The sequence below is a fragment of the Kribbella sp. NBC_00889 genome, from assembly GCF_045207705.1.
Classification (GTDB): Bacteria; Actinomycetota; Actinomycetes; order Propionibacteriales; family Kribbellaceae; genus Kribbella.
In genome coordinates this window covers 8,242,760-8,267,978 of record NZ_CP108783.1, presented here as the reverse complement: position 1 = coordinate 8,267,978, position 25,219 = coordinate 8,242,760, and the positions used below count along the sequence as shown (strand labels likewise).

Here is a 25,219-nt window from a genome sequence, read left to right as displayed (position 1 = left end):
GTTGTCTACCAGGTGGCGGGGAGGCCTGGGTGGTGGGTGCCGAAGGTCCATTCGTAGCCTTCGGGGTCGGCTACTCGGCAGCGGTAGTTGCCCCACTCGGTGGTGGCCGGGGTCCAGATGGACTCGGCGCCGGCGGCTACCGCGGTGGCGTGGACGGCGTCGACCTCCGCCTCGGTGTCGAAGGCGATGTAGACGCCGTGGCCGACGGTGTCGCCCTTGCGGGTGGGCTTGTCGTAGCCCTCCTCGTCGGTGAAGAGCGTGAAGGCCACACCGCCGTACCGCATCTCGGCGTGCATGATCCCGCCCTTGTCGTCCGGGACCTCCATCGTGGTCTCGAACCCGAAGGCCTTCTCGAGCCAGCGCAGTGCGCCGACCGCGTCGCGGTAGCCGAAGTACGCGTGGAATGTCGCTGAAGTAGTCATGTACCCAGCATCGATCGAGTAGCGGACAGCTTCCGTCCGCTACTCGATCGACCTCCGACTACTTCTGGAACTGACCCGGGCCGAGGACCTGCCAGCCCTTGGTGGTCGGCGTCTTGATCAGGTCGAGCGGCATGGCGAACGTGTGCACCACCTTGTTCGGCCGGCTGATCGCCCAGAAGGTCGGGTTCCGCGGATTCGAGCGGTCCCACGCGATGCCCTGGCCCTGGACGTCGGGCAGGTCGACCGTGGCGATCCAGCGCAGCTCGGCGCCCGCCGTCGGCAACTCCATCACGTACGCCTCACCGAGGTCGTGACCGGTCAGCCAGAGCCGGCCGTCGGGACCCCACGAGCCACCGGAGTTCGACATCGGCTTGAACCGGTCCAGGATCGGCTTCGGGATCGTGTACGACGCGAGCGGCTCGAACTTGTCGTTCAGCTTCACGATCTGGGTGTTGTAGGTCTGGCCGTACGGCTCGTTCGTGTCGTCCGAGATCTCGTCGTAGTTGGCGAAACCGGCCCACCACGCGCCGTCGTGCCGGTCCAGCCAGGTGAGCGAACCGCGGTAGATGCCGAACGAGTACGAGTCGATGTGCTTCATCGTCTTGGTGTCGAACACCTCGATCGAGCTCTCCATCGGCCACTCGGGGTAGTTCGAGTGGACGGCGTACAACTTCGACCCGACGACAACACCGCTGTCCATGTGCTTGAACGGACCGTCGGCGTCGCCGGCGAACTGCAGCAGCGGCTCGCCGGTCCGGCGGTCATGCTTGGTGATCGTCCGATTGTCGACCGCGTAGAAGTACTTCGCGTCGACCGCGATCGCCTGGTTCGCGTCGAAGGCGGCGTACGACGTGAGCGGGGTCGCCGGGTACGACGGCGGCTCGGCCGTCGCACCGGCCCGCGCAGCGGGAGCCGGGGCCGCGGGGCGGGCGGCCGAGGCGGACGGGATCGCCACGGCGGCCAGGACGGCCGTCGCGGCGATGAGGGCGGGGAGCTTTCGCATCACAAACCTCCGAGGGGATGGATCCTGCTCCCCGACCCTCGGTGCCACACGGGAACGACTGCGGACGGCCGCATGAACCTGCCGCGTCAGGTAGGTTGCCGGGCCGCTCGCTGCCGGCGGAACCAGACGAACAGGGCGAGGCAGGGGATCAGGAGTCCACCGACCCCGAGGACGAGGAAGTCCCACTCGGCGCCGATGTGGTCGACCAGCCAGCCGAAGTTCTGGCCGAAGAACCCGGTGACGAAGGTCAGCGGCAGGAACACCGTGGCCAGGATGGTGAGCTGCTCGATCGTCGCGTTCTGCCGGACGCTGACCTTGGTCTGCTCGACCGAGATCACCGCCATGTTCGCCTCCAGCACAGTCGCGAGGAGATCCCGCTGGGCGGCGACCTCCTCGTTCACCAGCACCAGGTGGTCGTGCACGTCGCGGAGGTACGGCAGCAGCTCGGTGTTGCGCGCGCCGCGCTCGATGGTCGCGAGTACGGCGAGCAACGGGTGGACGGCACGGTAGAAGTCGGTGACCTCGCGACGGAGGAAGTAGATCCGCTCGGTCGGCGCGACCGAGCCCGCGAACACGGTCCGCTCGACCTGCTCGATATCGCGTTCCAGCTCCGCCACGACCGGGCCGTAGCCGTCGACGACCTGGTCGAGGATGGCCCACAGGACGGAGTTCGTGCCGACCGACAGCAACTCGGGCCGTTCCTCGAGGCGGATCCGGGCGCCGTGCAGGTCGCTGGCTACCCCCTGGCGGACCGTGATCACGAACGACGGTCCGACGAACACACTGACCTCGCCGAAGTCCACCTCTTCGCGCTGGTCGTCGTACCGGGCGGTGCGCAGGATGACGAGGCGGATGTTGCCCTCGTACGGCTCGACCTTGGGCCGGAGGTGGAAGGTCTGCGCGTCCTCGACGGCCAGTTCGTGCAGGCCGAAGCTCTCCCGGACCTGGACGAGTTCCTCGAGGGTGGGCTCGAACATGCCCAGCCAGACGAATCCGCCCTGCTTGCAGTGGGCGGCGGCATCCTCGACCGACATCGCCCCGACGTGCTGGCGGTGTCCGTCCCGGTAGTAAGCGCAGTCGATGATCATGGTGACCTCCTCCCCCGATCGTCGTCCGTTCCGGTGGCGGGAAATAGGGTTGGGCGAGAAAGCGGCGGTGAACATCTGTGCAGGACGCGCGAGGAGGACTCTCATGGGACTACCAGTGGTGCTGATGCCGGGACCGATGCATCCGGCGGTCGCGGCGAGTCTGGACGGTCACTGTGAGCTGATCCGGCTGTGGGAGGAGAGCGACCCGGACGCGGTCCTCGCGGCCCGCCGCGACGAGATCGTTGCCGTCGCCACCGGTGGCTCGCTGATCGACGGCGCGTTCCTGGACCGGTTGCCCGCCGTACGCATCGTGGCGAGCTTCGGCGTCGGGTACGACCGGATCGACGCGGCCGCGGCGGCCGAGCGCGGCGTGGTCGTGACGAACACACCTGGCGTCCTGGACGACGAGGTCGCCGACACGGCGCTGGGTCTGCTGCTGATGACGGTCCGCGAACTGCCCCAGGCCGAGCGCTACCTGCGCGCGGGCAAGTGGGAAACCGACGGGGCGTACCCGTTGACCAAGGCAACGATGCACGGCCGCCGGGTCGGCATCCTCGGTCTCGGCCGGATCGGGCAAGCGATCGCGGACCGGGTCGCTCCGTTCGGGATCTCCGTTGCCTACCACAACCGCCGCCGCAAGGACGTCGGCTACCGCTACTACCCGTCGCTGCTGGACATGGCGCGCGACGTCGACACGCTGGTGATCGTCATCCCCGGCGGCGACTCGACTCGTCACCTGGTGAACGCCGAGGTCCTGGCGGCGTTGGGGCCGGACGGCATCGTCATCAACGTGGCCCGCGGCTCAGTCGTCGACGAGCAGGCCCTGGTCGACGCGCTTCGCGACGGCACCATCCTCGCGGCCGGCCTCGACGTCTTCGAACACGAGCCGAAAGTCCACCCCGACCTGCTCACCCTGCCCAACGCGGTCCTCCTCCCCCACGTCGGCTCGGCCACCATGCCCACCCGCAAGGCCATGGCCGGCCTGGTCGTCGAGAACCTGACCAACTGGTTCGCCTACAACGCTCCGCTCACCCCGGTGCCGGAGTCCATCCCGCTCACGACGTAGGCAGGTCCCAGATTCGCTCGGTCTCCCAGGCGTACTCCCAGGCTTGGATGTCCGGGGGCTCGATGCCGAAGCCGGTGAGGATCGCGCAGACCTGCTCGCGGTGGTGGTTGGCGTGGTTGATCGCCTGCGCGATGAAGATGCCGAGCCGGGTGCCGCGGGTGTTGTTGTCGACGATGATGATGCGCTCGACGTCGATCGGCTTGGTGAGGACGTCCTCCCAGAGGGCGCCGGCCTCGTCGTTCCAGCGTTCGAGCACGTCGAAGTCCGGCGCCTCATCGCTGTCCACGAAATCGAGGGGACCGTCGGCGACACGGCGTACGTAGCCGCCGTCGCAGCGGACGATGTGATCCAGCGTCGCCACGATCCCGCCGTACGTACCGACGCCGGTGACCTCGAGTTGCTCGGCGGTCAGGCCCTGCGCCCGGCAGAACTGGATCAGGCTCTTGGTCGCCCAGTTGTTGTGGCGGATCGGGTCATACAGCACATCGTTGAGTCCCATACTCCAGGCTAGACCGCGGGCATCGCGTTCCCGTACTCAATTTCCGCTGATCAGAGTCGTGAGGACGTCGTCCCAATGATCCTGCAGTACGGCGAGGTGCGTGGTCTGCTCGCGGACGACCAGGGTCGCGTGTGGGAGGTGCGCGGCGAGCCAGTGGCCGTTGCGGACGGAGGCGTTCGCGTCGAGTTCGCCGTACCAGAGGAAGGTGGGGCAGGTGATCGCCTCGGCGCGGAAATCCCAACGCCTGAAGGAGATCGCGGCATCGCGGAGGTAGCCGTCCGGGTTCGCGAGTGCTTCGCGGACAGCAGCCGCGGCGGCCGTCGTTCCTTGCCTGGTGGCGATCTCGGCGTCGTACGGCGGTAGTTGCGCGACGAAGCGGCGTACCAGGGCTTCGTCGTCCGGATCGGTCGGGTCGAGCCGGTCGACGTACTGCTGGAAGTCGGCCCGCATGTGCTCGGCCGCCTCGTCAGGAGTCATGCTCGCGAGCCGTGCGAAGAAGGCTTGCTCGTCCGGGCCGAGGTCGTCACGGTGGTACGGCGGGTCGAGCTCGGGAACGTTGGCTGGGCTCGCGAGCACGCCGACTGCGGTCACCCGGTCCGGATGCCGCGCAGCGCAAGCCAGTGCGTACGGCCCGCCGATCGACATTCCGAGTACGGCGAATCGGTCGATCGCCAGTGCATCCGCGACCGCGACGACATCGTCGGCCACCGACAAGTGTGTCGACGCGTGCGAATCCGACCGCCCGTAGCCCGGACGGTTCACCGCCACCAGGCGCACGTCGGCACGCAGCGCGGCTTGCTCGCCCGGATATGCGGCGTGCCGGGTATCCGGGCAGCCGGGCAGGAACAGCACCGGCGTGCCGCCGGGAGAGCCGCCGGCCCAGATCTGGACCCAGCGGCCGTCGCCCAGCCGCACTCCTGCGTCCGCCTGCGGATCAGCTGCCGGCGACGTTGACCATCCAGCTGACGCCGAACTTGTCGGTGACCATGCCGAACTCGTCGCCCCACATCTGCTTCTCCAACGGGACCGTCACCTTGCCGCCGTCGGACAGCTTCGCGTAGTACCCACGCAGCTCGTCGCCGTCGTCACCGCTCAGGCTGATCGCCATGTTCTCGCCCGGGTTGTACGGCATCCCCTGCGGGGTGTCGGCCGCCATCAAGGTGAACCCGCTCGGCGTCTCCAGCTGGCTGTGCATGAGTTTGTTGTCGTCGTCCGGTCCGTGGCTCGCGCCGAACTCGGCGAACGTGTTCGACTGCACCTCGCCCCCGAACACGCTCTGGTAGAACTCCATCGCCTCCCGTGCGCTGCTCTCGAACTGGATATACGGATTGAGTCGAGACGCCATCGGAAATCTCCCCTTCCCCCTGCGAATACCTCTCTTTGCCCGCACAGTAGACCCCGCCGCCGACAGTCCGCGAGCCCGCACGGCGGTTAGGGTCTGCCCATGATCCCCCGACACATCACGATCGATGCCGCGAACCCGTACGAGCTCGCGCAGTTCTGGTGCACCGTCACCGGCTGGCCGCTGGGCGAAGGCGACGAGCCCGGCGACGACGAGGTGCTGGTCGACGCCCCGGCGCCGGTCCCCGACATGCTGTTCATCGCCGTTCCCGAGGCGAAGTCGGTGAAGAACCGCGTGCACATCGACTGGGTGCCGACCGAGCGGACCCGCGACGAGGAGGTCGAGCGCCTGCTCGGCCTCGGCGCCAGTATCCACGAGGACCACCGTCTGCCCGACGGCCGCGGCTGGGTCACCCTCCTCGATCCCGAGCGCAACGAGTTCTGCATCGAGCGCAGCGACGCCGAACGGGCGTCCTGACCTCAGGCGTCTGCGCAGCCACCCGCGCTTGGACTTCGGTGGTCGTCGGCAGCGGATGTCGGTGGCTTGTCACGGATCGGGGCTCGGCGAGAAGCGGTCGAGGTAGGCGCGAGCGCACCCTTATGTGATCGCGGTGGCCTGCGACCAGCGGAGCTGCCAGCCGGCCGGCTACGGCGATAGCAGTCGAGATGCCAGGCCTCGAGGTCGCCGGGTTCGCGGCCGCCGACGGAGATCTCGATCGCCGAGCGATACCGCAGTACGGCGACATCACCGTCGAGCATCACGTCGATCTCGCTGATCGGTTCGAAGCGACGGTAGTCGATCTCGCCGGACTCGATCCCGCCCAGGTACTCCGCTTTGGTCCACGAGAGCCCGCTCGGCGTCACGATGACGAAGTCGTCGGCGTGAACGGCATCGGCCTCGGCGACCCTGCGGTCCACCAGCCACGTCAACCGGTCCCGCTCGATCCGTCGCAACTTGTCGGCTTCCACCCTCGAAAACCTACCGTCCGCCCGGTTCGTCCGTCATGCTCGACCCATGAAGTGGTTCAGGCGAAAGAAGAAGGACCCGAAAGACCGCGACGCCTCGCCGCGCCAGCGTCCTCCCGCCGAGGTCAAGGACCTCCGCGCCCGCCTGACCAGCGACGGCTACACCCTCAAGCACTGAGGCACGCTCGACCCCCAGGCAGCCGCCGAGTCGTGGATCTTCGCAGCGAAACCCCGGCAACACCCGACCCAAATCCACGACTCGACATCCACCGCGGATCACCCGGGCTTGGCAACTCTTTGCGCCGGGGGGACATCTTGTAGGTGTCGGGGGTGAGCCGTGGGCGGGTGCTTGTCCGGCTTGTCCAGTCTCTGTTCGGGCACGGCGCCCGCGGATCTTGCAACGTTTTGCGGGTTCACGACATTGAAGGATGTAGAAGGGTCCGTGCGCGAGAGTTCTGTGGGGGAGTGAGGGCTGTTGAGTCAGCGACGCCGGCTGCGTGAGCATGTCATCGACCCGATCGTTGCCATGACGGTGACGCTTGCGGTCCTGACCCTTATCGGCGGCGTGCTGGTTCTGCTGGAGCCCCCGCGGCCGAGCACCGCGATCAGCAACGTCATTGCGCCTGATCCCTCCGCCGGTACTCCGTCCGAGCCGTCCATCGGCGGCGCGCCGGAGCCGGCCGATCCCGCGCCGGCCCACGACGACTATGGGTCGGGGAAGCTGGGCTCGTGGCAGAACCTGGCCCGACGGATCGCCTCCGAGGACCAGATCCGGGACACCCTGATGTTCAACGGGATCTTCATGTTCGGCGACAGCATCTCGGTCCAGGACGGTGCGACCCTCGAGCGCATGGTGACGGCGCAGACCGGCGACCCGATCGCCAGCCACGACTGGTCGGGTGAGCCGGCCTCCGCCGCGGTCGACGCGCTGGCGGAGTGGTCACACCACTACGGCCTGCCCGGCCGGATCGTGATGGCGGTCGGCACCAACGACATTTTCGACCCGCCGGCCTTCGCGGCGCAGGTCGAGCGCACGATGGAGATCGTGGGCCCGGTGCGGACCGTGTACTGGGTGAACGTGCACGCCGGCCGCTTCAAGAAGTCGGCCACCGTCCGGGCCGCCGACGAGCGGAACAGCGCCTGGATCAACCAGCAGCTGGACCAGGCCGCGGCGCGCCACCCGAATCTGAAGGTCGTGCGGTGGGCCGAGTACCTCGCCACCCAGCCGAGCGGGCCTGCGACGTACCTGCGCGACGGCGTACACACCACCGAGCCGGTCGGCCAGGACGCCCGCAATTCGCTGATCCTGAGGGCGATCCAGGGCCGTTGAATCCTGCCCTTCCGGGCACTCCGGGAACCGAAGTAGGGGATCCGGACAACCTTTGTGTGGGTCGAACCATCAAACACACAGACGACGCATCGGCCTTGGTGGGACAGATGACGGCGAAGCTCGAGTAGGCCTCGAATAGGCACCGCACACCCGCTGGCACCACGGTCGCGGTCACTCCGGATGGGACCTGGAGCGGATCAAGTGAGCGTCAGGCAGGTTGCGAGGTCTTGGCGCCGACGGGGTGCCAGCCGTCGGGCGGGTCTTCGCCGACCCGTCCGTCGATGGACTCCCGGATGAGGTCGGCGTGACCGGTATGACGCCCGTACTCCTCGACCAGGTCGCAGACCAGGCGGCGCAGGCTGGCGTGCCGCCCGTCCGGCCAGGTGATGTGCGCCGGCTGGTCGAGCCCACCGTCGGCGATCGCCGCCTGCAGCGTCGCCCGGGACCGCTCGACCGCGCCGTCCCACCACGCGTACAGCTCCTCCGGTGTGTCGTCGACGGCGGAGTTGAGCTCCCAGTCGTTGTCGTCACTCCATCCGTTCACGGTCCACGGCTCCCCCATCGGCTCGCCCCGGAGCTTCACCTTGAACATGTAGTCCTCGTTCGCGGCCAGGTGCTTCAGCAACCCGCCGATCGTCAGCGTCGACGCACCGATCCGCGCTCGCATCCCGGCCGCATCCAACTCGTCCGCCTTGAACCGGAACGTCGTACGCAACCGCTCGAGCGCCCCGACCAAGTGCTCAACCTCAGTGCCCGCCAACGGCGGTTCCCACGGAATCAAGGTCATGCCGTCACCGTAAGCCCGATTCCGGACACTCCCCTTCCGGAACTTTCCGGTCCTTCAGAAGTCCGGGCAAGGTGGTCCGATGCGGAGATACTGCGGGGTCGTCGCGAGGTACGACGGGCAGGTGGCGTTGGTGCGGGAGCAGTACGACGCGTGGGATGCGGAGTACTGGAATCTGCCGAGTGGTGCCGTGGAGGAGGGCGAGACGCCGGTGGGTGGTGCGGTGCGCGAGCTGCGGGAGGAAACGGGGCTCCGGGTGGATGAGGATGCGCTCGAGCTGGTGTGGCGGACGATCTCGACGATTCCGGGCGAGGCGGCGACACAGTCGTGGAACTACGTGGTCTCGGTGGGCGATCCGTCGTTCTGCATCGACGATCCCGACGGCTACATCACCGACGTGCGGTGGTTCCCGGTCGAGGACGCCGTACGCATGCTCCGGCAGGTCCCGTACCCGCCGCTCGCCGTACCATCCAGCCACTTTCTGCAAACCGCCGAACGGCTGGTCTGGAACTTCACCCCCGCCGACAACGACCAGTGGGGCTGGTCCCACTTCCCAATAGCTCAATCCTGAACAACCCAACCCGGCATCCAGCCTGTGCGGTCGTAGATGTTGCGGTCGCCGAGCCAGGTGCGGAACTCGGCGAAGCTCCGTACTCCGGCCGCGACTTCGGCAGCTAGGCCAGCGGAAGCATCACCGTGAACCCATCCGCCACCTGCGGGTCATCCTCACACTCAGGGGAGTCGTCTCGTCGTAGTGCTGACGACGCATCTGGACGAGAGGAATGCACTGGTTATGAGTAACGCCGAGCATGAGGTTGGCGCTCTGCTGGAGAGCCGTGAGCAGGCTTGCCGGGACAAGGACATCGAGCGGCTGATGTCGCTCTACTCCCCCGACATCATCTACTTCGATGTCGTTCCGCCGCTGCACTACTCCGGAGCTGACGCGGTACGGAAGAACTTCCTTCGCTGGTTCGACGAGTACGACGGACCGATCGGCCTGGAGACGCACCAACTCAAGATCGCGGCCAGCGAGAGCGTGGCGATCGCCCACATGTTCCACCTGGACACCGGTGCGATGCAGGCCGACGGATCACCGAGCCGCAGCCTCTGGCTCCGCTCGACCGTCTGCCTCGAACGCACAGACACCCAGTGGCTGATCACCCACGAACACATCTCCCTCCCGGTAGCCCTCGACACGATGCAAGCCGTCCTGGACGCCACTCCCTGACAATCACAGGTATGACGAAGTGGACCGTGCGGGACTATGCGCCCGCCGACGAGACGCCGTGGCTGCGCTGCCGCGTTCTGGCTTTCCTCGACACGACGTACTACGACGACGTCGCGACAGCCAAGCCGCAGCGTGAGGCCGGCCTCCAACTGGTGGCGGTCGCCGGTGACGAGCTCATCGGACTGGTGGACGCGAGCGTGACCGGTCAGGAGGCGACCATCGAGACGATCGCGGTGCACCCTGACCACCGTCGGATGGGCGTGGCGCAACGACTTCTCGACGAGATCTGCGGCCGGCTGCAAGTCCGCGGAGCAACCCAGGTCGACGCCTGGACGCGCGATGACGAGGGCACCCTGGCCTGGTACCGGTCGCGGGGCTTCGAGCAACGGATGCGGTATCTCCACGTCTATGCGTCCGATCCGGACGAGGCCGGCCGAGCCTTCGGTCCGCGGACGGACCTCATGCCGCGATTCGGCTTCTTCCATGCCTGGACCGACCACGAGGACGCGCTGCGGAAGGAGTTCGGCCGCGTCTACTCCTGCCGGCAGCTCGTGAAACCCCTCGGGCTCACGCCTGGAGACCGTTGAGGATTCGCGTCAGACCCCACAGAAACTGCTCGGTGGTGAAGTCTTTCGAGATGGTGCCGGCCGTTTCGGTGGTGCGTGGATAGGCCTCGGCAGGGAGGGTGTCGAGTACGGCGCGCCGGGTGGAGACGCGGTCGCGTTCGGTCGGAGGGATGCGGCGCTGGTCGAGCTCGGCGACCTCGAGAGCGATGGCGCCGAAGATGTAGACCAGCAGCACGTACGAAGCACGGGCGGCGTCATCCGAAGCCAAGCCACCGTCGGCGAGGACCTCGCTGAGGGACTCGCGCAAGGTCAGAGCGTTCGGGCCGTCCATAGGTCCGCCGAGGAGAAGCTGAACTGCGCCGCGGTGCGCGACGAGGTGGGTCCGAAGCTCGAGCGCGAGCGCCTCGACGCGTTGCCGCCAGGGCTGCTCCCGGTCGATGAACCGGTCGTGGTTGACGTCGCCCAGGAACCGCTCGACCAGAGCCCGCAGCACCGCGGCCTTGCTGGGGTAGTACGTATACACGGCGTTCGGCGCGATGCCGACCTGAGCAGCGATCCCCCGGATCGAGACCGCGGCCGCGCCCCCCGCGTCCAACTGCCACAGGGCGGCGTCGAGGATCGCCTGTTCCGTGACCGCCCGCGGCCGGCCGGTCCGCCGTCCCATCGGTGTCGTCATCGACGAGGACCTCCACTGTTGACTTCTTTCTGTACGCCGTCCATATTATGGACAGAGTACAAAAAGACCCGGTCACCGGGTCTCACCTTTGGCAGTCGGGGACGGGGCGGACCACCGGAGGTCCATTCGTTCTGGGGACCTGGTGGGGGAAAACGCCGGTCCCGCTCGCTGAGGGGGCAGTCCAGCATGACGAATCTGGACGCATCGCACACACCGTCAAGCAGCACCGCATCCCGCGCACCACTCACCCGCCTGGCCGGGCCGCTCGCGTTGGCCGCCGGCGTGTTGATGGTCGTGGTCGAGGTGGTGATCTTCCCGATCGTCGATCGCGACGATCACGTCGGTACGTCGACCAACACGGTCTACCGGGTCAGCGGCGTCGTGTACTTCGTGGCCTTCTGTCTGCTGGTGCTCGCCGCGGTCGCGGCGTACAGCTGGCAGGCACACAAGGCCGGCCGCTTCGGCGTCGTCGGGCTGATCGGCGCGGTGGTGGGGACGATGTTCCTCGGCGGCGACCTGTGGTTCGAGACGTTCTACGTCACCTACCTGGCCGATGTCGCACCTGAGGTTCTCGACGCCGATCCGGCCGGCATGATCGTCCTCGGCGCCGTGTCGAGCTACCTGCTGTTCGCGATCGGCTGGGCGCTGTTCGGCCTCGCGAGTTTCCGGGCCGGCGTCTTCCCGCGCGCCATCTGCATCGCGATCGTGATCGGCGGACTGGTCGGCTTCCAGTCGTTGCTGCCGCCGTTCGGGATCGTGCTCGGGCTGGCGATGATCTGGCTCGGCATCTGGATGATCAGAACGCCCGGCGCGAGCGAGGTCGTCTCATGACCACGGCCCCGGCCGCACCTGTCCCGAGTTCTCCTGCACCGGTACGCCGTTCCTGGAGCGCCTGGCGCACGGTCTTGGTGATCCTCGGCAGCCTGCTCATCCTGCTCGGCGGCGGCCTGCTCGTCGGCGGCGGCATCGGACTGTGGGCACACAGTCAACGCGATGCAGACGGCTATCACACCGCAGGCCCCGAACGCATCACCACCGACGCCTATGCGTTGACCGCGCCGTCACTCGATGTCGCCATCGCCGGCCCCGACGCGCTCTACGCCAACGACCTGCTCGGCGACGTACGGATCAGGATCGAATCGACGAACGCAGAGACACCGCTGTTCGTCGGCATCGGCCCGGCCGGCGAGGTCGCCAGGTATCTCGACGGCGTCGGCCACTCGGAGGTCTCGGACATCGACGTCGACCCGTTCAAGGTCAGCTACGTTCCGCACCAGGGCGACGCACCCGCGGCCGATCCCAGCGCGCAGACCTTCTGGGTCGCCTCCGACAGCGGGACCGGCCCGCGCACCCTCGACTGGGACGTTGCTGACGGCAACTGGTCCGTCGTCGTGATGAACGCCGACGGGTCACCGGGTGTCGACGCCGACGTCAGCGTCGGTGGCACCCTGCCGATCGTCCTGCCCATCGCGATCGCCACGCTCGTCGTGGGCGGCATCCTACTGATCCTCGGAATCGTGCTCGTCGTGGTGACCGTCGCAACCCGACGTACCGTCCGCACGCCGGTGCAGACCGCACCAGGCCAGGTCCCGGCGCCATAGCCGGGATCACCCGCCGGCTGGCGCGCTCTACCGCCAACTGTCCCTCGACCGTGCCCTGGTGCGGATCGGGGGGCAGGCGGACATCCAACGTAAGGAGTCCCTTCATGTCGTTCTCAGCGGACAAGTCTGTCCAGTCGCGCCGTGGCCGATGGGTAGCGGTCATCGCACTCGCCACCGCCGCGAGCCCTGGCCACAGCACCGGTCGTCTCGGCGTCGCCCTCAGCACCGGCACGGTCCTCGACCAGTCAGCCCCGCGGAGCTCAAGCCGCGCTCGATCAGGTCGTCACGGCCGGCGCGCCGGGCGCGGTCGCGTACGTGCGAGTGGGTGATCGCACGTATCGCTGCTCCAGCGGGTATGGCAACCTCGCTCCGCTGACGCCGATCCGGGTCGCCGACCTGTCGCGGATCGGTGGCGTGACGAAAACCTTCACCGCCACTGTGGTCCTCCAACTGGTCGGCGATCGGGTGCTCAAACTCAACGACTCTCCTGCTGGCGATGATCGTCGAGGCGGCCACCGGCAACTCGTTCGGCACCGAACTGCGCCGTCGCATCTTCAAACCACTCGGCCTCGACCACACCAGCTATCCGACCACGTCGGCGATCCCCGGCTCCTATGTCCACGGCTATTGGATCATCGGCGGCCCGGATCCGGTCGACTTCACGGCGCTCAGCCCCACGCTGCTCGGCGCTGCCGGAGCAATCCTGTCCAACCCTGAGGACGTCACCCGCTTCTATCGCGCCCTGCTGCGCGGCCACCCGATCACCCAAGCCATGCGCACGTCCTCCTCAAGGCGTACTGCGGCTAACCCATCCGAACCATTCGTATTCAGGGGGAGATACGGCCATCACGACCAGCACTACCGTTCGGGCGACGGCCGCTCGGGCCGAAGGCATCAGCAAGTTCTACGGCACCGGCGACGCAGCCGTCGCCGCGCTCAAGGATGTCACCGTCGATCTCGAAGCCGGCAGATTCACCGCCATCATGGGGCCGTCGGGCTCCGGCAAGTCGACCCTGCTGCACATGCTCGCCGGCCTCGACCGGCCGTCGACGGGCGAGGTGTACGTCGGCGACACACTGATCACCGCCCTCAACGACAAGGCGCTCACGCTGCTGCGGCGGGACCAGATCGGCTTCGTCTTCCAGTCGTTCAACCTGCTGCCGACGATGACCGCGGCCGAGAACATCGTGCTCCCGATCCGGATCGCCGGCCGCAAACCCGACACGGCCTGGGTACAGTCGATTGTCGACAAGCTCGGGCTCGCCGATCGGCTCGACCACCGTCCCACCGAGCTGTCCGGGGGCCAGCAGCAACGAGTGGCCGCGGCCCGCGCCTTGGCGTCCCGGCCGCAGATCATCTTCGCCGACGAGCCGACCGGCGCCCTCGACTCCACCTCGGGCACCGAATTGCTCAGCTTCCTGCGGACGGCGGTCAAGGAACTCGGCCAGACCGTCGTGATGGTGACCCACGACCCGACCGCCGCGAGCTATGCCGATCGGGTGCTCTTCCCTTGCCGACGGCCACGTTGTCGACGAGATGGAGGAGCCGACCGCGGACGCCGTACTCGATTTCATGAAGCATCTGGGCGGTTGACGCCATGTTCACCGCGACCCTGCGCGGCATGCTCGCGCACAAACTGCGCCTGGTGCTGACCGTGGCATCGATCGCGCTCGGTGTCTCGTTCCTGGCCGGCACGCTGGTCCTGACCGACACCATGCGCCTGGCGTTCGACCAGTTGTTCGGCAAGGCTGGGCTGTTCACGTCCCTGTACGGCGGCCTGACGATGAAGGCGTTCGGCCCGAGTCTGCTGGCGATCCTCGTCGGCATCATCACGCTGTTGCCGGTCGCTGCCCGGCCGCTTGCCTCGCCGATCGGCATACCGCTGCGACTTCGCGGACTGTCCGGCGAACTGGCCAGGCAGAACGCGATGCGCAACCCGCGTCGTACCGCCTCGACGGCGGCCGCACTGATGATCGGCCTGACGCTGGTCGTAAGCAGCCGGCGTACTCGCCGCTCTGGGACCGGCCCACTCCGCAGCCAAGGTCGACGTACTCCAGGCGGTGGTTGCCGACTGACCTAGGCGGCCGCGTGGGCGAGGGCCGAAGGGCTTTGCTGGCCGACGATGGCCGGGGCCTCGTGGATGAGTTCGTCTCGCTCGAGCGCATCGACCATGAACAGAGCGAAGTCCACGCGGCGCGTCAGGTTGCTCTCCAGCACAGGGTCGCCGACGTGCCGGCTCCAGACTGGCAGGCCCTGGCTGTCGCCCTCCTCGAGGTCGCTGCCGCGGACAACAGTCCATCGCGTGTCGCTGGCGAACACTCGCCGGCATGCCTCGACCTGATCGTCGAGGTCAGCGAACCGGAACAGGCGCGCGACCGGACCGAACACGTTCACAAGCACCTTGAGCTTCAGCGGGTACTTGTCCTGGCCGTCGAGCGTGATGTGCCATCCGCAGGAGAACACGAGGCGGGCGCCCGGTTGCGCGTGATCGAGCACTGCCTGGACCGTTCCGGCGGCGTACCCGTGGACGCCTCGCGGGACCAGCACAACAAGGACCCCGTCGCAGCCGGCGACCGCCTGCTCGATGACCGCGGCGTCGTCCGTCCGCCCCGGAAAGACGGTCATCCGCCCGCTGAACGCCGCGAGCTTCTCCACACTCTCCGGCCGGCAGACACCGACCACCTCATGACCACGATCCAGCGCATGCTGAACCATGTACCGCCCGAGCTTCCCCGAAGCCCCCACGATGCAGACCTTCATCCCGTGCCCCTCCCCCTGGCGACAACGTCCCCCGCCTTGAGCCTGAGGCCCCGACCCACCCCCGTCAACTGTTCCGGGTGCAGACGACGTCCCCCTCTTCCTGCGATACGACGTGAAGCCCTGCACGCTCGAGTTCGTCTCGCAGTGCTGTGGCTGACAGGTGGCGCCGGTGCGGGACGTACCAAACTCCGTCGATCTCGACCGCATCTTGTGCCGCTTCGCTGGACGCCTGGTAACAGATGCCAGTGACCTCGTCGTACCGGAAGCCGCCTTCGTAACTGCGCTCCGGCTCATACATGGCTGTCGAAACGAGGTAGTAGCCCTTGTCCTTCAGCCGGGCGCGCACGGCGGCGAAGACACGAGCCCTGTCAGCATCAGTAACGATCGACTGAAGACAGTAGCTGTCAACGATGAGGTCGTACCGCTTGCTGACCGGCTCATCTGCCAAAGCACAGATGTCCTGCACACCAAAGGCGATCTCCACGCCCCGCTCCTGCGCAAACCGCCGAGCCAGCGCAATAGCCTCGGGAATCAGATCAACCGCGTCCACTCGAAAGCCCCGCGCCGCCAGAAAGCAGGCCGCCGGCCCAGTCCCACAGCCATACTCCAACGCCTCAACCTCACGCCCCGAGGGCAACTCAAGCCGAGCGAGCACATCTTCGAGAAACCCCCGATTCGGAAACCCGTCGAACGTCTCCGTCTCCCCAAACAGATCACTCCATTGGCTCATCCCGTTCTCACGGAGCCGCCGATAAGCCGCCTCATGCTCGCCGTAGTAGTACCTCACACAGCCCTCCCAGTCGTCCTAGTCGTGCCGGTTTAGTGTGTCGGCCACTGGGTCCTGGTTGCGCTGGTACGTTCGCGCCATGGCTAAATACCCCAGGGTGCGCGAGCAGCACATCGCCGTTTTCGGAGAGAGCGGCTCCGGGAAGACCGTACTTGTTTCCTCGTTCTTCGGCCCGACGCAGGAGGGCTCATATTCGAACGACCTCTGGGATCTCGTCGCAGACGACACCGGCCAGGGCAACCGCCTCTACCAGAACTACCTCGGCATGAGAGACCGCGCGAGGACGCCACTGCCTACCCGATTCGCGGGCACGACCTACTACTTCTCGGTGAAGCTCAAGGGCGGAGACAACGCCGCAGCGAAGAAGCGGCCTTTCGACACCCTGCGACTCGCATGGCACGACTACCCGGGGGAATGGTTCGAGGAGTCGCCGAGCAGCGAGGAGGAGGCCAATCGCCGCGTCGACACGTTCCGGTCACTGCTGCGTTCCGATGTCGCGCTCTTGCTGGTGGATGGCCAGAAATTGCTGGACTACGCGGGTGAGGAGGAGCGGTACCTCAAGTCGCTCCTGACGAACTTCCGCCAAGGTGTGCTGCGACTCAAGGACGACTTGCTGGGCGACGAGGACCGCCTGGTCGAGTTCCCGCGCATCTGGATCGTGGCACTCTCGAAGGCGGATCTCTTCCCGGACTGGGACGTCTACTCCTTCCGCGACCTCGTGATCGAGAAGGCCACCAGTAGTCTCGACGACCTGCGCTCGACGCTCAAGGACTTCGTGGACACGCCCGACGCGCTCTCGGTGGGCGAGGACTTCATGCTGCTCTCCTCGGCGAAGTTCGAGCTCTCCGCGGCCGGCCCGGAGATTGATGTGACCCAGCGGGTCGGGCTCGACCTCATCCTGCCGGTGGCCTCAATGCTTCCCCTGGAGCGCCGAGTTCAGTGGAACGAGCGGATGGAGATCCCGAGGAAGGTGCTGGACACCCTGGCGGACGGCGCCGAGACCCTGGCTGAGGTCCTGACGGGCGAGACGTTCCTTGATATCAACAAACTGGTGGCGAAGCTGCCGAAGTTCGGCCCCCTCGCGAGCATGGCCGGGCTCCCTGCCCTGGCTGCGGCCGCCAAGATGGCTGGGCCGAAACTCAGGGAGATCAATGCCCAGGCCCGCGAGCACCACGACTTCCTGACCGCGACGCTCACGCAGTTCAAGTTGAACCTGGACCAAGGCGTCAAGGACAAGCTGCTCATCAGGAGCCTCAAGTGACCGCCCAGGACCTACCCAAGAGCCTCATCTGGGCCACTCGAGGGCGTTCCTGGGGGTTCCGGTTCCTCCTCGACGGAGGGCAGTCCGACCCACTTCTGGATTATGAACGCAGCTTCGCGCATCTCGAGGACGAGCCGACGACGTGGCGCCGTACCGCCGGGAAGGTCGCGCTGCGCTTTCCCGATCCGTTGGGCCGGAAAGATGCAGCCGGTCGCGTCATCCCCCACGAGTTCGTCGTGTCAGGAGACCTGGCCGATGAGATCGAGTCGGTCGAAGACGGCCTGCAACAGATCTGGCCGGTCGTTGCAGGGGCCTATGCCAGGGTCTGGGATGCCGAAGGTCCACCTTCGGTTGCAGACCTCGGCTTCACCACCCAAGACAGTTAGCCCTCGATGCCCGTGTGCTGACGGCGATGGGCGGGCCGCCCGTCCTAGCAGGACGACTGCTCAATCAGGGACCATCGTGGGTCGTGGGCGGAGGGCCACAAAAGACGCTCGCCGTCGTAGTACCTCACACAGCCCTCCCAGTCGTCGACGCGTTCGGTCCAGCCGGTCGGCTATCGGGCGTTGTGCTCGATGCGGTACTGGTCGGCCAGTTCGTCGAAGCGGCCCGGCGTACCGTCCATCAGCGTGACCTCTCGCGGCTCACAGGGCCCGTTGTGTTCCGGCACCGGGCACAGTACGCGCGCGACCGTCTCCTGCATCGCCAGCGCATCGTCCACGCCGGCGAACCCCGCGATTCTCACCTCGAACGCCTCCACCCCGGCAAGCTATCCCCGCTCGGACAACCACCACATCAGGGTTTCAGCCCAGACACCCCCTGAACCCACATCAGCCCGAAGTCGTACGTCGGCCCTAGTTGGCCTTGGCCGTGCTGACTCGTGAGAGGCTCTGAGCCTGCAAAACCTGGGTCGAGGAGGGTGATGAGACACATCTACCTGGTCACGCATCCCGAGGCGCAGCACCACGTTGACGGCATCGTTGGCGGCTGGCACGACTCAGAGCTGACCGCCCGTGGGCACCTGCAGGCCGAACGCATCGCCGAGGTCCTGGCGAGCAGAATCGGACTCCAGCCGGTCGAGGTCTACTCCTCTGATCTGCGTCGAGCCAGCAAGGCGGCGGAGCGAATTGCCCGGAGGCTCTCCGTCGAGGTTCAGACTGATGCTCGGCTTCGCGAGAGGTCCAACGGTGAGGCTGACGGGCGTCCCCAGGCGTGGCTCAACGAGCGCCGCATCCCACTTCCGGAGTACGGCGATCGACTCGGCCACCACGACGGACCGGCTGGTGCGGAGACACGAATGGCGTTGGTCGAACGCCTGTACCCGGCCCTCGATGACATCGTCCGTCGACCCGTCGCGAACCAGATCGTGGTGTCTCACGGGTCCGCATCGAGCTATCTGATTGCAGCCTGGATCGGCATGCCGCCCATGACGTCGACAGACCGGGCCTTCTTTCCTCTGACGTCAGGCAGCATCACCACCCTCCTCCGCAACGACACCCACTTCAGCCACCAGGTCATCACCCTGAACGAAACCCAGCATCTACACGACCTCGGAGAGCCGCGGCCGGGCGCGACCTGATGACTCACCTCAGTCTGCGCTTGACCTCTCAATTCGGCTGTAGACAATCCGCTCTTCGGGTGCGTCGGTGTCGGCGTCGTCCGGGTAGTGCCACGTGCCGACGTACTCGGAGTTGTGGTCATTGAAGCGAGCCTCAAAGTAGGTGTCCGACGTTTCGTCACTCAGGCTGACGCGGAGATTCTGGCCGTCCAGCACCCATTCGCAGGTGGATTCATCGCCCATCGTGTCCATGTAGTGAGCCCGCAGCATGTCGGCATCTGGATCGTAGGTGATGTGCTGGATGACCTTCATTTGGGTGCCGTTGACAACAAAATCGACGCTCACGACCAGAAGAAGGCCTTCCCGCGCAGACTTGTATTCGGCCTTGCCGTCGATGCCGCGTCCTTTGACCCGCCACCTTCCGCTGAAGCGCTCGGTCAACTCGGTGAGCTTTGGGTGTGGCTGCGGGGCCTGCACCGAGACCGCGGGCTCGTTGTCGGACACGTTCTGCTCCCTACCGCTCGGATGCTGGATCAGTCGGAATGGCGCGCTGGTAGGAGTTGACCGTCACGCCCGAGTCGCTGACCTGACTGTTGGTGAGTTGGAAGGTGGTCAGCCCAGCCGTGTCGGCGAACATCCGTTTCCCGCCACCGAGCAGGATCGGGAAAATCAACAGCCGGTACTCGTCAACAAGATCACGCTGGTGCAGGAACCGCACCAGCTGCCCGCTGCCGAACACCACGATCTCTCCGTCTCCACCGCCCCGAAGCCGTTCCACCTCGGCCTGCAGGTCCGGACCGAGCCGTATCGTGTTGTTCCAGGACGGATCGGTGAGTGTCCGCGAAACCAGATACTTGGGGATCCGGTTCATCGCGGCGATCACCGGGTCGGTCGCGTCGGTCTGTTCCCAGTCGACGACGAAGTTCTGGTACGTGCGCCGGCCGAGCAGCAGGCCGGCCGCCTGGCTGGTCGCGCTTCCCATGAACGTGGCTACGGTCTTGTCCATGAACGGCTCGACCCAACCACCGTGAGCAAAGCCGCCGTCGGCATCCTCGTCCGCCCTCAGCGGCGCCTGGATGATCCCATCCAAGGAGATGAAGTTGATCACGACGATGCGGCTCACGGCTGAGTTCTTCCGTTGGTGGCGGTCAGGAGGTAGGTCGCCGGAAGAGAACCAGCGCCGTCGCCGAGACCGGGATACATGTCCGGTTCGGCGAACTCCTGCAGCGATCGAACCGTCAAGCCTGCCGCCAGTACCGCGCTGACGACGCTACCGATGCTCCAGACGAAGCTCCTGTGTGGAAGATCCGGAACTCCCAACGTCCTGGTGATCTCCGGTGCCTTGAGTGGGTCGACGTACCCGTCGCGACCCGAGTTGAAGTAATCGCCGCTGACGCTCAGCTGACCCTGATCCGCGACTGTCAGCACCTCCCACAACGGATGATGCTCACTGACGACCAGCGACCCGCCGGGATTGAGCCGTTGAGCGACCAGCCGAGCCCAAGCGTCGATGTCGGGTGCCCAGCACAAGCCGCCCCAGGAGATGAAGACCAGGTCGAACCCAGTGACGTCCTGGTCCAGGTTCATCATGTCCTGCTCTTGAAAGTCCACGATCAAGCCCAAGGCTTCGGCCTTCGCCCTTCCCGTGGCCAGATGGCTCGGCGCAAGGTCGACACCGGTGACCTGTGCACCCAGCTGAGCGAACGCCAGCGCCTCGTCGCCCACCGAGCAAGCCAACTGCAGGACCCGGCGCCCTCGAACATCGCCCACCGCAGCCCGCTCGTGATCGTTGAGCACGCTCGTACCGGACAGCAAGGACTCGACCGTCTCCCCCTTGCGGTACGGCGCCAATGCCTCCCAGTACCTGCGGTTATCAAGGACGACACTCGACGCGGTTTCCTCCGACATGGCCGAGACGATACGACCAACCCTCCGCCGGCGCACCGCGATTCCACCGCTCCGCTGTCGGAATCGAACCGAGGACCGTCTCACGACGAGTCCGTTGCCCTGAGCCCCAACCACGCCACGACCCCCGACCTTGAGCAGTGATTGTGCTCAGTGGCCACGGTTCGTTGACAGCTGTTCAGGGCCCGGGGCATCTCGGGGCACGACCTTCTAGCACGTCTCCTCAACCACGAGCAGCGACCTGCGCTTGTCGTCTTTGAACTCACCAGCGCGAAAGTCGGTGTAGTCGTTTGCAATGACGCTCTTGCCATCCAGGTAGGGACGGATCATCGCCATGAAGTCCTCCCGGTGTTCCGGGGTCACGTCGCGGATCTCGTTCTGATATGCGTGCAGAACCCGAACCAGTGGGTCGTGGATCAGGCGTTCGATGCGTTTCCAGGGCAGCTCTCCGCCTCGCATCTGCCAGCGAACGCCAGACTCGTCCGTGTATTGGCCGGAGCGCACCGGTTGGTACCACTCGACTGGCTGACCTGCTGGCTCCGGGTTCGCAGTGACTACCTCGTCGACCACGGCAGCGAAGGTCTCGTGGTGGTCGGGCTTCCGCTGGCGTCCCATCTGTTCATCATCACTCACCGGACCGCGTTGGGCCTCCTCGCCCGCACATGGCTAGCACCTCTGCCCCAGTCCCAACCCAGAACAGCCAGCCAAAATCGGGCCGTCATCCCGGAGTCGTGAGGCCCCGCCGGAGGCAATGCTCTTGGCTCTGCTGAAAGACACCGAGAGCGAGCGCGGGCGGTGACCGGCCGGCGGCCTCTCGGGGGCCTCGCTGTCCGCGAGATTCGAAGGTGCCGCTGCCCTGTTCACCCCGATTTACCGGCTCATCGAAGTTAAGTGAGGTTGCCCGGTCGGTGTCCTGAGTGGACCCGTCGTGCGCAATCGGTGCTTACAGGACCTGCGCCGCCAGTTGTACGATCCTTCGACCACACTCGTCGCGAAGGACGCCGTCACAACGGTCGTGGGTCAGTTTCAGGTGAAATATCAGTCTCATCGAGCGGTCGACGATTTAGCCAGGGAAAGGCATTATGAAGCTTCTCCTCACGGACTCAGGCATCAAGAACCCGAGCATCCACGACGCGTTGGTCGACCTGCTGGGCAAACCGATTGCCGAGTGCAACGCTCTCTGCATTCCCACCGCGTTGCACGCCCAGCCCGGCGGCGCCGGCCAGGCATGGAAGCTGATCAGCGGACAACAACCCCTCTGCCCCATGACCGAACTGGGTTGGAAGTCCCTGGGAGTGCTGGAGCTCACCGCGCTGCCCAGCATCGATGAAGAGGTTTGGGTTCCCCTGGTTCAGGAGGCTGACGCCCTGCTGGTGGGAGGCGGCGATCCCATGTATCTGTGCTACTGGATGCAGCAATCCGGACTGGCAGACCTCTTGCCGTCGCTGCGCGCGGTCTACGTGGGATTGAGCGCCGGGAGCATGGTGATGACCCCCAGCATCGGGGAGAGGTTCGTTCGCTGGAGCCCGCCCGGTGGTGGCGACAAAACGCTGGGCATAGTTGATTTCTCGATGTTTCCGCACCTGGACTACCCGGGGTTCCTGAACAACACCATGGCCAGCGCCGAGAAGTGGGCCGCCACCATGCCGGTACGGGCGTACGCGACAGACGATCAGACCGCCCTGAAAGTGACCGATGGAAACGTCGAAGTCGTCTCCGAGGGGCACTGGAAACTGTTTACCCACTAACCCGGATCTTTCATCGGGCTGGCACGGTCGGCTTGGTGCGCGTTGGTGACGCGCAGCAGGTGTGATTCTTGCAGTTGGGTGTGACCGTTTGCCGAGTGTCGTCTCGGTGGACGCCGGTTCCGGCCGGGTGGGTCCTGGGGTCGTTGGGGCAGGGTGTGGTGGTGCTCAGCCGGGGACGGCGAGTTGGCGTAGGCGGGTGATCGCGGTCAGCAGGAGGTCGGTCCAGGCGCCGTCGCGGGCGAGGTGAACGATGATGCGGCGGCCGGTGTGGGCGATCCTCGCGGCGGTCGAGAACAGCCGCAGGCGTAGGCGTTTGGGTTCCCAGCGGCGGGCCTCGTGGCCGGTGTGTTCGTCGCTGGTGAAGGCGAGCATCTGCATCCAAGCGGTCAGCTCGCAGGCCAGCGCGACGATGGCGCACCAGATCTGGTTCTGGGTGAACTCGTGCAACGGCAGGTTGGTCAGTCCGGTGTCCTTGGCCACTCGGATCCGGTCTTCGGCGCGGGCGCGGCGACGGTGCCGTAGCTCGAGGTCTGCCAGTTGCCCGCGGGCGGTGTTGGTGGCGAACGCGGTGACTCGGTGTCCGTCGATGTCGGTGATCCGCAGTTGGGCGCCGGGGTGCGGGCGTTCCTTGCGCGCGATCACCCGCATCCCCTTCGGCCAGGTGGACAGGTTGACCAGCCCGGTGACCTCGGCGACCCAGGCGCCGTCACGTACCTTGCCGTCGGCGTCGTAGGCAGGTGCCCACACGTGGTTGGGGATCAGCGCGAGCTTGTCGGCGAAGTCGTCGGGCAATGTGAACCCGACCGAGTACGACATGCGCTGCGACACCGCCACCCAGTCGAGGAAGTCGTGGGTGCAGCCGGCCGAGTCGGCGCGGATCAGCACCTTGCGCCCGGGCCGTGTCCCTGGCCGGTGCGACGGCAACTGTTTGAGTGCGTCACGGACCACGGCGATGTGGTCGGCGGCAGTATTCGAGCCCGCGTTTCCAGGCCGCAGCATCACCGCGAGCGGCTCACCGGTCCCGTCGGCGCCGTGGTCGACGAACGCCCACAACGGGTGGAAACCGTAGCCCCGCTTGAATGTTGGCGCAGCACCTTGCTTGTCGGAGTGGGCAGTCAGCAACGTCGCGTCGGTGTCGATCACGATCGGGCTGTCTGCGTCGATCCCGGCGTCCGGGGCATGCTGGCCGGCCAGCGCCCACACCCTCGCTCGCGCCGCGGCGCGAGCGGTGCCGATCGCCTTCAACACCCGCTCAGCATCTCCGGCCAACGCGTCGATCGTGCGCGACACCGTCGGATCGGAGGCCACCAGGCCGAACACCGCCGGCTCGCCACGCAGCACCGCGACGTCGGCCAGGCAGTCCCCGCCCAACGCGAGAGCGACCGCCAGATCGCACACCACCTTGGCCGGGTCGTGCCGGACCAACGGTTTGCGCCACGGCGCCAACGCCCGCGATAACTCCACGCCCAGCCCACTCACCCCGACCGCGTCGGCGAGCAGCAGACCACCGGCCCGCGACACCACCCCCGATCCCGCCGCATCAACCCGAACACAGGGATAGAACCCGGTAGTCTTCACCTCGAAGGTGCTCCTCGATCCGCACGACATGGTCCTAGACAAACCACATCGTCGCTGGTCAGGAGCACCTTTCAGTTCAACGACACATCCTCACAGCCGACCGGCATGAAAGCTCCGGGCTAACGGCCGATGTCGCAGCGCATCTCCGCACCCAAGCTCCGCGCCTTCCCATCTGCCGGTCAGCCTGGGGCGAGGAGGCAGAACTCGTTGCCTTCCGGGTCGGCCAGAACCGTCCACGTGACTTCGCTCGGGCCTAGGTCGATGGCGGTGGCTCCGAGAGTCCGCAGTCTGGCCGCCTCGGCCTCTGGGTCGTCACCTGGGTATGGGCGGAGGTCGAGATGGACTCGGTTCCACACGGTCTTCACGTCGGGTGTACGGCGGAACTGCAGATATGGGCCGACGCCCTTGGCGGAACGCAGTACCGCGTTGTTGTCGGTCACCTCGTGCAGGGTCCAGTCCATGGCCTCGCCCCAGAAGCGGGCCATGGCGCGCGGATCCGCGCAGTCGACCACCACCGTGGCGATCGGTCCGGTGTCTCGGTAGAGCGGTCGGGGGTCCAGCACGCAGAACTCGTTGCCCTCCGGGTCGGCCATGACCGTCCATGGGACGTCGCCCTGGCCCACGTCGGCGGGTGTTGCGCCGAGATCCTTCAGGCGCGTGACCACCTCCGCCTGATGGTCCGCCGAGGTGGTGGCGAGGTCGACGTGCACGCGGTTCTTCACCGTCTTGGGTTCCGGGGAGGCGATGAGGTCGAGGCAGACGGCGACGGGGTCGGGATAGACGAAGCCCTCGGGTTCGAGGTTGGTCACGCCGGGTCCCTCGCTGGAGATTCCCCAGCCGAGCGCCTCCGCCCAGAAACTGCCCAGCGCGGAGTCGTCCCGAGCCTTCATGTTGATTTGAACAAGCCGCGTTGCCATGCCGACGATGCTAGCGGCAGCCTGGCACATCAAGATCAGCCGTACTGATCTCGGCATCTGCGCGCGTAGGCCGGCGTCCCACGATCTCGCCAGGCTTCTAGCCTGTCGCGGAGCCCGCTGTCCACCTGACGAAGC

32 protein-coding genes and 3 pseudogenes are annotated in these 25,219 nt (G+C 66.5%); 17 read left to right on the top strand and 18 right to left on the bottom strand.

Annotation, left to right across the window (positions count from 1 at the left end; all coding sequences use genetic code 11):
- Positions 1-5: 5 nt before the first annotated feature.
- The 3 genes from OG817_RS40775 to OG817_RS40765 form a co-directional block, all read right to left on the bottom strand.
- A complete protein-coding gene (locus OG817_RS40775) occupies positions 6-422 on the bottom strand; it encodes a VOC family protein (RefSeq protein ID WP_406050327.1) in 417 nt (138 codons plus the stop codon).
- A 58-nt stretch (positions 423-480) separates the two neighbouring features.
- Positions 481-1,425, bottom strand: a complete 945-nt coding sequence (locus OG817_RS40770; protein ID WP_406050325.1) for a hypothetical protein — start codon at positions 1,423-1,425, stop codon at positions 481-483.
- 86 nt (positions 1,426-1,511) lie between these two features.
- Positions 1,512-2,513, bottom strand: coding sequence for a magnesium and cobalt transport protein CorA (locus OG817_RS40765; RefSeq protein WP_406050323.1), 1,002 nt, complete (start codon positions 2,511-2,513; stop codon positions 1,512-1,514).
- Positions 2,514-2,616: 103 nt separating this feature from the next.
- On the opposite strand from OG817_RS40765, the gene OG817_RS40760 reads away from it, so the two are divergent.
- Positions 2,617-3,579: a 2-hydroxyacid dehydrogenase gene (locus tag OG817_RS40760; RefSeq protein WP_406050322.1), complete on the top strand. Its 963-nt coding sequence runs from the start codon at positions 2,617-2,619 to the stop codon at positions 3,577-3,579.
- Here the strand turns inward: OG817_RS40760 and OG817_RS40755 are convergent.
- From OG817_RS40755 to OG817_RS40745, 3 genes are read right to left on the bottom strand one after another with little or no spacing between them, the layout of a single operon-like run.
- The gene (locus OG817_RS40755) at positions 3,569-4,078 is read right to left on the bottom strand and encodes a DinB family protein (protein ID WP_406050320.1); all 510 of its coding nucleotides are present in this window, start codon (positions 4,076-4,078) and stop codon (positions 3,569-3,571) included. The genes OG817_RS40760 and OG817_RS40755 overlap by 11 nt on opposite strands.
- Before the next feature lie 36 nt (positions 4,079-4,114).
- On the bottom strand, positions 4,115-4,993 hold the full coding sequence (locus tag OG817_RS40750; RefSeq protein ID WP_406050318.1) for an alpha/beta fold hydrolase: 879 nt from the start codon (positions 4,991-4,993) through the stop codon (positions 4,115-4,117).
- Positions 4,994-5,012: 19 nt separating this feature from the next.
- Positions 5,013-5,423 (bottom strand): VOC family protein, encoded by a 411-nt coding sequence (locus tag OG817_RS40745; RefSeq protein WP_360445696.1) that lies wholly within the window; start codon positions 5,421-5,423, stop codon positions 5,013-5,015.
- Between the two features lie 99 nt (positions 5,424-5,522).
- On the opposite strand from OG817_RS40745, the gene OG817_RS40740 reads away from it, so the two are divergent.
- Entirely contained in the window at positions 5,523-5,897 is a 375-nt protein-coding gene (locus tag OG817_RS40740) for a VOC family protein (protein WP_406050315.1), read from the top strand.
- Positions 5,898-5,899: 2 nt separating this feature from the next.
- On the opposite strand, the gene OG817_RS40735 is transcribed toward OG817_RS40740, so the two are convergent.
- A complete protein-coding gene (locus OG817_RS40735) occupies positions 5,900-6,388 on the bottom strand; it encodes a nuclear transport factor 2 family protein (RefSeq protein WP_406050313.1) in 489 nt (162 codons plus the stop codon).
- Positions 6,389-6,434: 46 nt separating this feature from the next.
- Here OG817_RS40735 and OG817_RS40730 point away from each other — a divergent pair, with 46 nt between their 5' ends.
- Together OG817_RS40730 and OG817_RS40725 are read left to right on the top strand one after the other, a co-directional pair.
- On the top strand, positions 6,435-6,563 hold the full coding sequence (locus tag OG817_RS40730; RefSeq protein ID WP_360445690.1) for a hypothetical protein: 129 nt from the start codon (positions 6,435-6,437) through the stop codon (positions 6,561-6,563).
- Between the two features lie 297 nt (positions 6,564-6,860).
- Positions 6,861-7,715 (top strand): hypothetical protein, encoded by an 855-nt coding sequence (locus OG817_RS40725; RefSeq protein ID WP_406050311.1) that lies wholly within the window; start codon positions 6,861-6,863, stop codon positions 7,713-7,715.
- Positions 7,716-7,923: 208 nt separating this feature from the next.
- Here OG817_RS40725 and OG817_RS40720 read toward each other — a convergent pair whose 3' ends face one another.
- A complete protein-coding gene (locus OG817_RS40720; RefSeq protein ID WP_396392741.1) occupies positions 7,924-8,502 on the bottom strand; it encodes a DUF664 domain-containing protein in 579 nt (192 codons plus the stop codon).
- Positions 8,503-8,581: 79 nt separating this feature from the next.
- On the opposite strand from OG817_RS40720, the gene OG817_RS40715 reads away from it, so the two are divergent.
- From OG817_RS40715 to OG817_RS40705, 3 genes are all read left to right on the top strand, one after another.
- Complete coding sequence (locus tag OG817_RS40715) at positions 8,582-9,070, top strand: NUDIX hydrolase (RefSeq protein ID WP_406050309.1); 489 nt, start codon at positions 8,582-8,584, stop codon at positions 9,068-9,070.
- 222 nt (positions 9,071-9,292) lie between these two features.
- Positions 9,293-9,727, top strand: coding sequence for a YybH family protein (locus OG817_RS40710; RefSeq protein ID WP_396392744.1), 435 nt, complete (start codon positions 9,293-9,295; stop codon positions 9,725-9,727).
- An 11-nt stretch (positions 9,728-9,738) separates the two neighbouring features.
- Complete coding sequence (locus OG817_RS40705) at positions 9,739-10,314, top strand: GNAT family N-acetyltransferase (RefSeq protein WP_406050306.1); 576 nt, start codon at positions 9,739-9,741, stop codon at positions 10,312-10,314.
- Here the strand turns inward: OG817_RS40705 and OG817_RS40700 are convergent.
- The gene (locus OG817_RS40700; protein WP_406050304.1) at positions 10,295-10,969 is read right to left on the bottom strand and encodes a TetR/AcrR family transcriptional regulator; all 675 of its coding nucleotides are present in this window, start codon (positions 10,967-10,969) and stop codon (positions 10,295-10,297) included. The two genes, OG817_RS40705 and OG817_RS40700, sit on opposite strands and share 20 nt — an antisense overlap.
- 186 nt (positions 10,970-11,155) lie before the next feature.
- Between OG817_RS40700 and OG817_RS40695 the strand changes: the two genes are divergently transcribed.
- The 6 genes and pseudogenes from OG817_RS40695 (at position 11,156) to OG817_RS40670 (ending at position 14,650) form a co-directional block, all read left to right on the top strand.
- On the top strand, positions 11,156-11,800 hold the full coding sequence (locus OG817_RS40695; RefSeq protein ID WP_406050303.1) for a hypothetical protein: 645 nt from the start codon (positions 11,156-11,158) through the stop codon (positions 11,798-11,800).
- On the top strand, positions 11,797-12,570 hold the full coding sequence (locus OG817_RS40690) for a hypothetical protein (RefSeq protein WP_406050301.1): 774 nt from the start codon (positions 11,797-11,799) through the stop codon (positions 12,568-12,570). Before OG817_RS40695 ends, OG817_RS40690 begins: the two co-directional genes overlap by 4 nt.
- 315 nt (positions 12,571-12,885) lie before the next feature.
- A pseudogene (locus tag OG817_RS40685) lies at positions 12,886-12,996 on the top strand (hypothetical protein); the annotation flags it as partial.
- A gap of 70 nt (positions 12,997-13,066) precedes the next feature.
- Positions 13,067-13,366 (top strand): annotated as a pseudogene (locus tag OG817_RS40680) (serine hydrolase); the annotation flags it as partial.
- Positions 13,367-13,415: 49 nt separating this feature from the next.
- Positions 13,416-14,163, top strand: a pseudogene (locus OG817_RS40675) (ABC transporter ATP-binding protein).
- A gap of 4 nt (positions 14,164-14,167) precedes the next feature.
- The gene (locus OG817_RS40670) at positions 14,168-14,650 is read left to right on the top strand and encodes a hypothetical protein (RefSeq protein WP_406050300.1); all 483 of its coding nucleotides are present in this window, start codon (positions 14,168-14,170) and stop codon (positions 14,648-14,650) included.
- Here the strand turns inward: OG817_RS40670 and OG817_RS40665 are convergent.
- Both OG817_RS40665 and OG817_RS40660 read right to left on the bottom strand, forming a co-directional pair.
- The gene (locus OG817_RS40665; RefSeq protein ID WP_406050299.1) at positions 14,647-15,315 is read right to left on the bottom strand and encodes an NAD(P)-dependent oxidoreductase; all 669 of its coding nucleotides are present in this window, start codon (positions 15,313-15,315) and stop codon (positions 14,647-14,649) included. The two genes, OG817_RS40670 and OG817_RS40665, sit on opposite strands and share 4 nt — an antisense overlap.
- A gap of 79 nt (positions 15,316-15,394) precedes the next feature.
- A complete protein-coding gene (locus tag OG817_RS40660) occupies positions 15,395-16,117 on the bottom strand; it encodes a class I SAM-dependent methyltransferase (RefSeq protein WP_406050297.1) in 723 nt (240 codons plus the stop codon).
- A gap of 58 nt (positions 16,118-16,175) precedes the next feature.
- On the opposite strand from OG817_RS40660, the gene OG817_RS40655 reads away from it, so the two are divergent.
- Entirely contained in the window at positions 16,176-17,378 is a 1,203-nt protein-coding gene (locus tag OG817_RS40655; protein WP_406050296.1) for a hypothetical protein, read from the top strand.
- Entirely contained in the window at positions 17,375-17,764 is a 390-nt protein-coding gene (locus tag OG817_RS40650; protein WP_406050295.1) for a hypothetical protein, read from the top strand. Before OG817_RS40655 ends, OG817_RS40650 begins: the two co-directional genes overlap by 4 nt.
- Positions 17,765-17,934: 170 nt before the next feature.
- Here the strand turns inward: OG817_RS40650 and OG817_RS40645 are convergent, their stop codons facing one another.
- Positions 17,935-18,138 carry a hypothetical protein gene (locus OG817_RS40645; RefSeq protein ID WP_406050294.1) on the bottom strand — a complete coding sequence of 68 codons (204 nt, stop codon included), beginning with the start codon at positions 18,136-18,138 and terminating at the stop codon, positions 17,935-17,937.
- 162 nt (positions 18,139-18,300) lie between these two features.
- Here OG817_RS40645 and OG817_RS40640 point away from each other — a divergent pair, with 162 nt between their 5' ends.
- Positions 18,301-18,957 (top strand): histidine phosphatase family protein, encoded by a 657-nt coding sequence (locus OG817_RS40640; RefSeq protein ID WP_406050292.1) that lies wholly within the window; start codon positions 18,301-18,303, stop codon positions 18,955-18,957.
- A gap of 9 nt (positions 18,958-18,966) precedes the next feature.
- On the opposite strand, the gene OG817_RS40635 is transcribed toward OG817_RS40640, so the two are convergent.
- The 4 genes from OG817_RS40635 to OG817_RS40620 form a co-directional block, all read right to left on the bottom strand.
- Entirely contained in the window at positions 18,967-19,440 is a 474-nt protein-coding gene (locus OG817_RS40635; RefSeq protein ID WP_406050291.1) for a hypothetical protein, read from the bottom strand.
- 10 nt (positions 19,441-19,450) lie between these two features.
- Positions 19,451-20,059, bottom strand: a complete 609-nt coding sequence (locus OG817_RS40630; protein ID WP_406050290.1) for a dihydrofolate reductase family protein — start codon at positions 20,057-20,059, stop codon at positions 19,451-19,453.
- On the bottom strand, positions 20,056-20,844 hold the full coding sequence (locus OG817_RS40625; RefSeq protein WP_406050289.1) for a class I SAM-dependent methyltransferase: 789 nt from the start codon (positions 20,842-20,844) through the stop codon (positions 20,056-20,058). Before OG817_RS40625 ends, OG817_RS40630 begins: the two co-directional genes overlap by 4 nt.
- A 207-nt stretch (positions 20,845-21,051) precedes the next feature.
- Positions 21,052-21,474 (bottom strand): hypothetical protein, encoded by a 423-nt coding sequence (locus OG817_RS40620; protein WP_406050288.1) that lies wholly within the window; start codon positions 21,472-21,474, stop codon positions 21,052-21,054.
- 449 nt (positions 21,475-21,923) lie between these two features.
- Between OG817_RS40620 and OG817_RS40615 the strand changes: the two genes are divergently transcribed.
- The gene (locus OG817_RS40615; RefSeq protein WP_406050287.1) at positions 21,924-22,589 is read left to right on the top strand and encodes a Type 1 glutamine amidotransferase-like domain-containing protein; all 666 of its coding nucleotides are present in this window, start codon (positions 21,924-21,926) and stop codon (positions 22,587-22,589) included.
- A gap of 165 nt (positions 22,590-22,754) precedes the next feature.
- Here the strand turns inward: OG817_RS40615 and OG817_RS40610 are convergent, their stop codons facing one another.
- Entirely contained in the window at positions 22,755-24,197 is a 1,443-nt protein-coding gene (locus OG817_RS40610) for an IS1380 family transposase (protein WP_406050286.1), read from the bottom strand.
- A 149-nt stretch (positions 24,198-24,346) separates the two neighbouring features.
- Positions 24,347-25,084, bottom strand: coding sequence for a VOC family protein (locus OG817_RS40605; protein WP_406050285.1), 738 nt, complete (start codon positions 25,082-25,084; stop codon positions 24,347-24,349).
- Positions 25,085-25,219 lie beyond the last annotated feature (135 nt).

Bases quoted from the DNA above. Each gene is read 5' to 3' on its own strand.
- OG817_RS40775 (WP_406050327.1), bottom strand. From the start codon at position 422: ATGACTACTTCAGCGACATTCCACGCGTACTTCGGCTACCGCGACGCG.
- OG817_RS40770 (WP_406050325.1), bottom strand. From the start codon at position 1,425: ATGCGAAAGCTCCCCGCCCTCATCGCCGCGACGGCCGTCCTGGCCGCC.
- OG817_RS40765 (WP_406050323.1), bottom strand. From the start codon at position 2,513: ATGATCATCGACTGCGCTTACTACCGGGACGGACACCGCCAGCACGTC.
- OG817_RS40760 (WP_406050322.1), top strand. From the start codon at position 2,617: ATGGGACTACCAGTGGTGCTGATGCCGGGACCGATGCATCCGGCGGTC.
- OG817_RS40755 (WP_406050320.1), bottom strand. From the start codon at position 4,078: ATGGGACTCAACGATGTGCTGTATGACCCGATCCGCCACAACAACTGG.
- OG817_RS40745 (WP_360445696.1), bottom strand. From the start codon at position 5,423: ATGGCGTCTCGACTCAATCCGTATATCCAGTTCGAGAGCAGCGCACGG.
- OG817_RS40740 (WP_406050315.1), top strand. From the start codon at position 5,523: ATGATCCCCCGACACATCACGATCGATGCCGCGAACCCGTACGAGCTC.
- OG817_RS40730 (WP_360445690.1), top strand. From the start codon at position 6,435: ATGAAGTGGTTCAGGCGAAAGAAGAAGGACCCGAAAGACCGCGACGCC.
- OG817_RS40720 (WP_396392741.1), bottom strand. From the start codon at position 8,502: ATGACCTTGATTCCGTGGGAACCGCCGTTGGCGGGCACTGAGGTTGAG.
- OG817_RS40715 (WP_406050309.1), top strand. From the start codon at position 8,582: ATGCGGAGATACTGCGGGGTCGTCGCGAGGTACGACGGGCAGGTGGCG.
- OG817_RS40710 (WP_396392744.1), top strand. From the start codon at position 9,293: ATGAGTAACGCCGAGCATGAGGTTGGCGCTCTGCTGGAGAGCCGTGAG.
- OG817_RS40705 (WP_406050306.1), top strand. From the start codon at position 9,739: ATGACGAAGTGGACCGTGCGGGACTATGCGCCCGCCGACGAGACGCCG.
- OG817_RS40700 (WP_406050304.1), bottom strand. From the start codon at position 10,969: ATGACGACACCGATGGGACGGCGGACCGGCCGGCCGCGGGCGGTCACG.
- OG817_RS40695 (WP_406050303.1), top strand. From the start codon at position 11,156: ATGACGAATCTGGACGCATCGCACACACCGTCAAGCAGCACCGCATCC.
- OG817_RS40690 (WP_406050301.1), top strand. From the start codon at position 11,797: ATGACCACGGCCCCGGCCGCACCTGTCCCGAGTTCTCCTGCACCGGTA.
- OG817_RS40670 (WP_406050300.1), top strand. From the start codon at position 14,168: ATGTTCACCGCGACCCTGCGCGGCATGCTCGCGCACAAACTGCGCCTG.
- OG817_RS40640 (WP_406050292.1), top strand. From the start codon at position 18,301: ATGAGACACATCTACCTGGTCACGCATCCCGAGGCGCAGCACCACGTT.
- OG817_RS40625 (WP_406050289.1), bottom strand. From the start codon at position 20,844: ATGTCGGAGGAAACCGCGTCGAGTGTCGTCCTTGATAACCGCAGGTAC.
- OG817_RS40615 (WP_406050287.1), top strand. From the start codon at position 21,924: ATGAAGCTTCTCCTCACGGACTCAGGCATCAAGAACCCGAGCATCCAC.
- OG817_RS40610 (WP_406050286.1), bottom strand. From the start codon at position 24,197: ATGTCGTGCGGATCGAGGAGCACCTTCGAGGTGAAGACTACCGGGTTC.
- OG817_RS40605 (WP_406050285.1), bottom strand. From the start codon at position 25,084: ATGGCAACGCGGCTTGTTCAAATCAACATGAAGGCTCGGGACGACTCC.